The following is a 9,032-nucleotide window of genomic DNA, read 5'->3' as shown; positions in this document are numbered from 1 at the left end:
CGTCCTAGTGTTCGCTTCTAATAAAGAAGGCCAAGATTCGGGACGCAGTTCAATTTAAGTCTGTCCCCAATCAACATTGTGGCGCTCTAGTTGGCTAAAGCGTACAATAGCGCCTATGCGAAAGGGGAACAGATGATCAACGAAACTATGTATGCTCGCGGTGCGGAAAGCTCCATCATCCGTGAGATCTTTAGCTATGGCCTTGAGCGCAAGGCACAGATCGGCGCGGAGAACGTATTCGATTTTTCGCTGGGTAACCCGAGCGTTCCGGCACCTGCCGCCGTGGCTGAGTCCATTAAGAAGGCCTTGGAGCTGCCGAGCGACCAGCTGCATGGATACACGCCTGCGCCGGGTCTGCCGCAATGTCGAGCAGCCGTCGCCGACTCGCTCAACCGTCGCTTTGGCACGAGCTATGAGGGCAAGGACGTCTTTATGACGGTGGGTGCCGCGGCTTCGCTCACCTGCACGCTCAATGCCGTTACGAACCCGGGCGATGAGGTTGTTGTTATCGCCCCGTACTTTCCGGAGTATCGCGTGTGGATTGAGAAGGCCGGCTGCACGTGTGTTGAGGCGCTCGCCGATGAAGATACGTTCCAGCTGAGCGTGGATAACGTGCTCAAGGCGATTACCGATAAGACCGCTGCCGTCATTATCGACTCACCCAACAACCCGACCGGTGCAGTGTATACGCGCGATACACTGACGCGACTGGCCAATGTTTTACGCGAGGTCAACGCCAAGCGCGATTCCGAGAACCCAATCACGCTCATCTCTGATGAGCCGTACCGCGAGATCGTGTACGGTGCCGGGGTGCCTTGGGTGCCCTCGATCTACGAGAACACCGTGGTGTGCTACTCGTATTCCAAGTCGCTTTCGCTGCCGGGCGAGCGCGTGGGCTGGATTTTGGTTCCCAATACCAATCCGCAGGCTGCTCGCCTGATGCCGGCCGTTGCCGGTGCCGCCCGCACGCTGGGCTTCGTGTGCACACCGGCCCTCTTCCAGCGTGTAATCATCGACTGCATTGATGAACCGAGCGATGTCGAGGCCTATGCGCGCAACCGCACCGCGCTTACCGATGCACTAGCGGAGTACGGCTACACCTATGTTGAGCCGGATGGTGCATTCTACTTGTGGGTGAAGGCGCTGGAGCCCGATGCGAATGCGTTCTGCGAGTGCGCGAAGAAGTACGAACTGCTCGCGGTGCCTTCGGATAGTTTTGGCATGCCGGGCTGGTTCCGCCTTGGCTACTGTGTGAGCTACGAGACAATCGTCAACTCGCTGCCTGCCTGGAAGCAGCTGGCCGACGAATATCGTCGAAAGTAAAGCGCTCTGCTTACAATGTTTTACGTGAAACGGGGTTTGGTTTTAAGCCAGACCCCGTTGTCTATGCCGTTGTGTGATTGGGATGAAGCAGTTTTACGACTGCCGAAAGCTATGCGTACAATGAATATACGCGACGGCCATACTGGACAAGGAGACCCGATGCCCTACCTTCTTTCTTGTGATATTCATACTCATACGATGTTCTCTGCGCATGCGTACTCAACCATCGAGGAGAACATCTATTGGGCGGCAGAGCGCGGCCTTCAGGTGCTCGGTTCCGCCGATCATTTAAGCTCGATGGTTACGCCTTGTCCCAATGACCTGCGCAGTTTCCAATTCTTTATTAACCAGGATATCTGGCCGCGCATTTGGAGCGGCGTGCTGGTGCTGCGTGGTGCCGAGGCCGATATCGTTTCGCTGGATGGAGGCCTGTTTGGCGAGGACATTCCCGTTTCGCTCGATATTGCCGGCGATTCGTACAGTCACCAGCATTCGCTGTTCGATTTGGTGACGCGTAATTTGGATTATTTGGTGGCAAGCGTGCATAACCCGCAGTTTGCCGAAGGCGCGACGCTCGCCCAGACAACCGAGATGTACATCAATGCCCTGGATCACCCCAAGGTGTTCATGCTGGGGCATACGGGGCGCTCGGGCGTGCCGTTCGATATCGATGAGGTGCTGCTGGCGGCCAAGGCCAAGCACAAGATTATCGAGATCAACAACCATAGTCTTGAACACGGTGTCGACACTGAGCATTGGGCCGTATGCCGCAAGATCGCCGAGCGCTGCGCCGAGCTGGGCGTGGGTATTGGCGTGTCGACCGATGCCCACATTGGCATGGCCATTGGCAAACTCGATCACGCGCGCAAGATGCTTGACGAGATTCACTTCCCGCTGGATTTGATCGTGACGCGCGACCGCGAGACGCTGCTGCGCGAGATGGCGGCAGCCGGCGTGTGCGACCTGCGCAAGGGGATGTAACGAGACTCATATGCCCAACGAAAGGGGGCGGTTCAAACGGGCCGCCCCCTTCTTGTCCCAAAAATCTACCGGTGTTGGTTAGCGGCGCTCGAGGACCGCGACGGTCTCGGTGTGGTCGGTATGGGGGAACATGTCGACGGGCGTGATCTTGAGCAGGCGATAGCCTCCGTCGAGAAGCTGGTGCAGGTCGCGCTCTTGGGTCACGGGGTTGCAGCTGATATAGGTGATGCGGCGCGGCTTGAGTGCGCAGGCGGCTTCGAGGAACTCGGGGGTGGAGCCGGCGCGCGGCGGGTCGATGGAAAGGACATCGATCCGCTCGTTGTTGTCGGCGGCGTCCAGGATGTAATCGGTGGCGTCGTCGGCCATAAACCAAGCGCTGCGGGTGAGGCCGTTGAGCTCGGCATTGCGACGTGCGTCGGCAATGCCCGCCGGGTTGCGCTCCACGCCGAGCAGCATAATGCCGATGCCCTTGTCCTGGACATCCTTCGCGGCGCACAGGCCGATGGTTCCGCTGCCGCAGTAAGCGTCCATAAGAATGTCACCCTGCTGCAGGTCCATGCCGTCAATGGCAAGTCGATAGAGCAGCTCGGTTTGCTGCGGATTGGTCTGATAGAACGCGGTAGGGGAGATGTCGAATTCACAACCGAGCAGCTGGTCGCGCATGCATTCGGCGCCATAGACGATACGGGTCTCCTCGCTCAAGATGGCATTTCCGGGGCGACCGTTGATGTTCTGAGCGACGGTGACGATATGCGGATCAAGCGCCGCGACGGCTTCAAAGAACTCCTGCGCATGCGGCAGGTCGCGTTGAGCGGTCACGAGGGTGACCATAATCTGGTCGGTGCGCCAGCCGCAGCGAACGACGACATAGCGAAGCAGCCCCAGATGCTTGTCTTCGTTAAAGGCGGGAATATGCAGACGTTCGGCCTCGCGAGCGATGCCGTTGAGAATCTGACGAGCGCCCGGCGCCTCGACAGGGCATTCAGGAACAGCAACGATTCTGTGTGTCCCACGTTCAAAAAAGCCGCAGCGGACAGCGCCCCCTTTGCCGGGAGCAAACGGAGTGGCAGCCTTATGACGAAAACCACGCGGCGCAGGATATTTGCCCGGGTCTCCCAGGGTGACTCCCATACCGCGAATGGGGTCGACGCTAATGCCCTCGCGCTCGCAGAGCTCAGCAAACAGCTCCTCCATAGCAGCCTGTTTGGCCGCCAACTGCTTCTTATAAGGACGATTGAGCGCCGTGCACCCACCGCAAGCTTTCATGATCGAACAGGGAGACTTGGAGTCCACAACCTTACGCGCAGACGAAACCGGATCTTTATGCGAGCGCTTGGAGCGAGTCTGAGATGCCTTATCCTCGCTCCGACGAGAACTGGGGCGCTTGGCCTTAGCCTTGCCCTTGGCCGACTTACCCTTCGCATCCTGAGACGACTTGGATTTCGTAGAAGATTTTTTCTCCTCCGACCCCTCAGCCGCCTCGATCAAAGCACGACGAGCCTTACGCTCCGCACGAGATTCTGCCATCAATAACTCCACTAATTCATGAATTAAAAGCTGCAAGCATTGTACCGTGCCAAGCTAGTGGACGATATGCAAGCGGCCATTTCATGTCAGCGATAAGTCCAACGACGTTTGCCCGGCGCGGGCGGGGAGCGGCGCGGAATTAAGTTTATCGCGAGTTCCGCACGCAAAGGAAAGCACTTAATGTGCTTTCCGTCTTGCGCAGGACTGTAGAGCAGGAAACTTAATTCCGCGCCGCTCCCCGCCCGCGCCGGGCAGGCACTCCCTTGTACTCTATCCCACTAAAGTGTATGATTCTGAACGTTACATGACTCACTTTACCTAACTAAAGTGCTATCGAGGGGGAATACCATGAATACCGATATGTCTCGTCGTCAGTTTGTTGGTCTAGCCGGCTCGCTCGCCACGGTGCTTGGCCTTGGTCTTGTCGGCTGCGGCGGTGGTGCTGGCAAGGGCTCCGCTGCTGGTTCTGCCGCGGCCAAGGATGTGAAGGGCGCCGCGGAGTCCAAGAAGCTCGTGGTGGGCTTTGACAAGTCCTACCCTCCGTACGGCTTTGTGGGCGATGACGGCGAGTACACGGGCTTTGACCTTGACCTTGCCAAGGCCGTTGCCGATAAGCAGGGCTGGGATGTCGATTACGAGGCCATCGATTGGGATGCCAAGGACACGCTGCTCAACTCAGGCGCCATCAACTGCATCTGGAACGGCTTTACCATGGAGGGTCGCGAGGACGACTACACGTTCTCCGAGCCGTACATGCTCAATGAGCAGGTGCTCGTGGTCAAGAAGGACGCGGGTATCAAGAGCTGGGAGGATCTTGCCGGCAAGACCGTGATTACCCAGACTGATTCCGCTGCGCAGGATGTGCTCGAGGGCGACCAGAAGGATCTGGCCGCGACGTTTGCCACGCTCGATACCATCGGTGAGTACAACACGGCGTTTATGCAGCTCGAGAGTGGTGCGGTCGATGCCGTTGCCTGTGACCTCTCGATCGCTCAGTATCAGCTGGCCGCCAAGCCCGATGCCTATACGCAGCTCGACAAGCCGCTGTCCAGCGAGCACTACGCCGTCGGCTTTAAGAAGGGCGACACCAAGTCGGCCGATGCTGTAACCGAGTCACTCAAGGCGCTCTACGAGGGCGGCACGGTCAAGGACCTGTGCGATAAGTATGCAGATTACGGTCTATCCTTCGACAACTGGGTTCTCAAATAGCCACAGCACCCAACCTTGCGGCTCCAACCCTCCTCGCGTACCAAAGTACGCTTCGTCGGGCTTGTCGCTCGCAATCTTGGGCACTGTGCCTATTTGAGAGTAAAATCCGCTGTTCCGTTACTGTGAAAGAGAGCTTGGGTTGTCTATTCAGGTCATGATGCAGATGCTTGGCCAGGGATTCTTGGTCAGCTTGCAGCTGTTTGTGCTGACGCTGTTGGGGTCGATTCCGCTGGGAATTCCCGTGGCGTTTATGCGCATGAGCAAAATTGCGCCGCTTCGCTGGATCGCGCGCATCTATATTTCGGTCATGCGCGGCACGCCGCTCATGCTACAGATGTTTGCCATCTACTTCGCCCCGTACTACGTGTTCGGCATCTCGCTCACGCCCGATTCCAAGTGGACGGCGTGCGTCGTAGCGTTCATCATCAACTACGCCGGCTACTTTGCCGAGATCTATCGCTCGGGCTTGCAGTCCATTCCGCGCGGTCAATACGAGGCAGCCGAGGTGCTGGGCTATTCGCGCGTGCAGACGTTTCTGTATATCGTGATGCCGCAAGTTGCCAAACGCATTTTGCCGGCGATGGGCAACGAGATCATCACGCTGGTCAAGGACACATCGCTGGCGTTTGCCATCGGTGTGGGGGAGATGTTCTCGACGGCCAAGGCGCTGGTTGCCTCGCAAGTGAGCATGGTGCCGTTTGCGATCGCGGCGCTGATTTACTGGGTCTTTAATTTCGTCGTCGAGATGCTGCTGGGCGCCGCCGAGAAAAAATTGGATTACTACCATGATTAATTCGGTAATGAATATATCGAACGCGCGCAAGGCGTTTGGCGGCAATGAGGTGCTCAAGGATATCTCGCTCGAGGTCAAGCGTGGCGAGGTCGTGGCGATTATCGGGCCTTCGGGTGGCGGCAAGTCCACGCTGCTGCGGTGTGCCACGCTGCTCGAGACACTCGACGGAGGCTCGCTCTCGTTTGGTGACCTTGCCGTTGCGACGGATGCGGGTTCGGGCGCGGTCTATGCGAAGGGCGATGTGCCCAAACAAGCACGCTCGCGATTCGGCCTGGTGTTCCAAAATTACAATCTGTTTCCGCACTATACGGTGATGAAAAACATCACCGACGCTCCGGTTCGCGTACTCAAGCGTCCGCGCGAGCAGGCCGAAGCGCGTGCGCGTGAGTTGATCGCGCAGATGGGGCTTACGGGCAACGAGAACAAGGTGCCATGTGAGCTTTCGGGCGGTCAGCAACAGCGTGTGAGTATCGCCCGCGCCTTGGCGCTCGACCCGGAGATCTTGTTCTTTGACGAGCCGACTTCGGCACTCGATCCCGAGCTGACGGCCGAGGTACTGCGTGTCATTAAAGACCTTGCCGCGCAGAATATGACGATGGTGATTGTAACCCACGCAATGCAGTTTGCGCGCGATGTTGCCGACCGCGTGGTCTTTATGGATGGCGGCCGCATTGTCGAGGAGGGTCCTGCCGAGCAGGTCATCGACCATCCGCGTGAGCAGCGCACCCGTGAGTTCTTGAGCCGTATCGAGGGATAGGCTCAGGTATTTACTCAACTATTAATTGAGGCGAAGCCGCCGCAGGTCTTACGGTCTGTGGCGGCTTTTTGTTTGCATCGACGGGGTTTAATAATCGCCTCACAAGCTTGTCTCTTCCTCTCGCCGCCTGTATTCATACGTGCGCCGAAAGGTATGCATGGACAGCCGCCCGTGAGGGTAGGGTGGTGGCATAGGACATTTGGAGGGTGAGTCGGCTCGGCTGCCGACCATGCTGCTCCCGGGACGGCACCGACCGCGAACTCTCCCCGTTGGTCTCGCGCATTGCGCGCGGCCCTGCAAGGAGGTCATCATGGGTGCTCCCAAGACCGGTAACGTAAGGAACGTGGTGCTCGTAGGCCAAGGCGGGGTGGGCAAGACTTCACTCGCCGAAGCCATGCTCCACCTTTCCGGCAAGACCGCCCGCCTGGGCGGCCACGACGGCACCAAGCCCACGCTCGACTATGACCCCGAAGAGGTCAAGCGTGCGTTTTCCATCTCGACGACCATTGCGCCGATCGACTGGAAGGGCGCGCGCATCAATGTGCTCGATGCCCCGTGCTACCCCGATTTTATCGGCGACGCCTTTGCCGCGATGAGCGTCTGCGAGACGGCTCTGTTTGTGGTCGACGCCGAGTCCGGCCCGCAGCCTACGACGGTTAAGCTCTGGTATGCCGCCGAGGACCTGCGCCTGGCGCGTGCGGTGTTCGTAAACCGCCTGTCGCGCTCCGAGGCCAGCTTTGCGACCACGATGGACCTGCTGCAGGAGCGCTTTGGCACGCGCTTGGGCGCCGTGACCCTGGGCTGGGGCGAGGGCGAGGACTTTAACGGCATCATCGACCTGGTGCGTATGAAGGCGCGTCACTGCAACGGCACCGAAGCCGTTGAGTCGGAGATTCCCGAGGAGTATCGTGCCCAGGCCGAGGAGGCCCATGACCATCTGTGCGAGTTGGTGGCCGAGGCCGACGATGAGCTGATGATGAAATACCTGGAAGGCGAGGAGACGCTGACGCAGGAGGAGCTTGAAGGCCTGCTGTCGAAGGCGATCGCCGAGCGCATCTTTGTGCCGGTCTTTGCGGGCGATTGCATTAAGGAGCAGGGCGTCAACTCGCTGATGGACGACATCGCGACGTACTTCCCGGCGCCGACCGACTACGGCGAGATGCCGCTTATCGACGGCGATTCGCTCAAGATTTCGAGCGACGATGATCGTCCGGTGGCGTTTGTGTTTAAGACCCTGGCCGATCCGCAGCAGGGTCGCATCAGCTTTATCAAGGTGCTGACGGGCACGCTTGAGCCGGGCCTTGAGCTGGTCAACGCCCGCACGCGCAAGAGCGACCGTCTGGCTCACCTGTATGTGATGTGCGGCCGCGACATGACCGAGGTCGGGCACGCGTATGCTGGCGACATCATCGTGGCGCCCAAGCTGGCGGCCGAGACGGGCGATACGCTCTCGATTACCGGTAAGGTCGAGGCGGCGGCGTTTAAGTTCCCCAACTCGCAGTACCGCATCGCCATTGAGGCCGAGAATCGCGGCGACGAAGAGAAGCTCTACACGTTTATCGAGAAGGCCTGCAAGGCCGATCCGACCATGAGTATCGACCGCGACGAGGAGACCGGGCAGACCATCATCTCGGCGGTGGGCGAGGCGCAGGTTTCGGTGCTGCTCAACCGTTTGGAGGACCGTACCAAGGTTGTGGCAAAGAGCGTGCCGATCCGCATTCCGTATCGCGAGACCATCCGCCGCACGGCAAGTGCCCAGGGTCGTCATAAGAAGCAGACCGGTGGTGCCGGTCAGTATGGTGACTGCTGGCTGCGTGTGGGGCCGCTTATTGGGCCCGACGGCACGAGCGACGGCTACGAGTTTGTGGATGAGGTCGTGGGCGGCCGCATTCCGCGCTCGCTGATCCCCGCCGTGGACAAGGGCGTCCAGGAGACCATGAAGGACGGCATTATTGCCGGCTATCCGCTCACGGGCATTCGCGTCGCGGTGTACGACGGCTCGTATCACAGCGTCGACTCCAACGAGATGGCGTTCCGCGCGGCGGCCCGCATCGGCCTGCGCAAGGCGTGCGCCGATGCCGACCCGGTGGTGCTGGAGCCCATCGAGGAAATTACGGTGACGATCCCCGAGAGCTATGCCGGCGCCGTGATGGGCGACATCTCGGCCTCGCGCGGTCGCGTGACAGGCATGGAGACCGACGAGCGCGGAGACACCGTGGTCATTGCCCAGGCGCCGCTGGCCGAGCTGACGGATTATTCGACGCGCCTGCGCTCTATCACGCGCGGCACGGGCGACTTTACCATGAAGCCCGCAGGCTATGAGCAGGTGCCTTATGACGTTCAGGCCAAGCTGGTCGAGCGCTATGAGGAGGGCCGCGCCAAGTAGCGTGTGGCTTTGTCTGCAACATGCATGCCGATGCAAGGGCCGCTCTGGGTAATCCG

The 9,032-nt window shown here is 59.4% G+C and carries 7 protein-coding genes; 6 read left to right on the top strand and 1 reads right to left on the bottom strand.

The window, feature by feature from the left end:
• The first annotated feature begins 132 nt into the window (after nucleotides 1–132).
• Complete coding sequence (locus tag DW754_RS07635; RefSeq protein ID WP_117759914.1) at nucleotides 133–1,323, top strand: pyridoxal phosphate-dependent aminotransferase; 1,191 nt, start codon at nucleotides 133–135, stop codon at nucleotides 1,321–1,323.
• A 159-nt stretch (nucleotides 1,324–1,482) separates the two neighbouring features.
• A complete protein-coding gene (locus DW754_RS07630; protein ID WP_117646330.1) occupies nucleotides 1,483–2,304 on the top strand; it encodes a phosphatase in 822 nt (273 codons plus the stop codon).
• 78 nt (nucleotides 2,305–2,382) lie between these two features.
• Here the strand turns inward: DW754_RS07630 and rlmD are convergent, their stop codons facing one another.
• Complete coding sequence (gene rlmD / locus DW754_RS07625) at nucleotides 2,383–3,831, bottom strand: 23S rRNA (uracil(1939)-C(5))-methyltransferase RlmD (protein ID WP_117759912.1); 1,449 nt, start codon at nucleotides 3,829–3,831, stop codon at nucleotides 2,383–2,385.
• A gap of 348 nt (nucleotides 3,832–4,179) precedes the next feature.
• Between rlmD and DW754_RS07620 the strand changes: the two genes are divergently transcribed.
• The 4 genes from DW754_RS07620 (at nucleotide 4,180) to DW754_RS07605 (ending at nucleotide 8,976) form a co-directional block, all read left to right on the top strand.
• Nucleotides 4,180–5,040, top strand: coding sequence for a transporter substrate-binding domain-containing protein (locus DW754_RS07620; RefSeq protein ID WP_117759219.1), 861 nt, complete (start codon nucleotides 4,180–4,182; stop codon nucleotides 5,038–5,040).
• Between the two features lie 139 nt (nucleotides 5,041–5,179).
• Entirely contained in the window at nucleotides 5,180–5,833 is a 654-nt protein-coding gene (locus DW754_RS07615; RefSeq protein ID WP_006235606.1) for an amino acid ABC transporter permease, read from the top strand.
• The gene (locus DW754_RS07610) at nucleotides 5,826–6,590 is read left to right on the top strand and encodes an amino acid ABC transporter ATP-binding protein (RefSeq protein WP_117759221.1); all 765 of its coding nucleotides are present in this window, start codon (nucleotides 5,826–5,828) and stop codon (nucleotides 6,588–6,590) included. The genes DW754_RS07615 and DW754_RS07610 overlap by 8 nt, the downstream gene beginning before the upstream one ends.
• A gap of 310 nt (nucleotides 6,591–6,900) precedes the next feature.
• Nucleotides 6,901–8,976, top strand: coding sequence for a translation factor GTPase family protein (locus DW754_RS07605; protein ID WP_117759223.1), 2,076 nt, complete (start codon nucleotides 6,901–6,903; stop codon nucleotides 8,974–8,976).
• The last annotated feature ends 56 nt before the right edge of the window (nucleotides 8,977–9,032 follow it).

Origin of the sequence: Collinsella sp. AM29-10AC (assembly GCF_003469085.1) — a bacterium.
Classification (GTDB): domain Bacteria; phylum Actinomycetota; class Coriobacteriia; order Coriobacteriales; family Coriobacteriaceae; genus Collinsella.
This window is presented reverse-complemented; position numbering and strand designations above follow the sequence as displayed.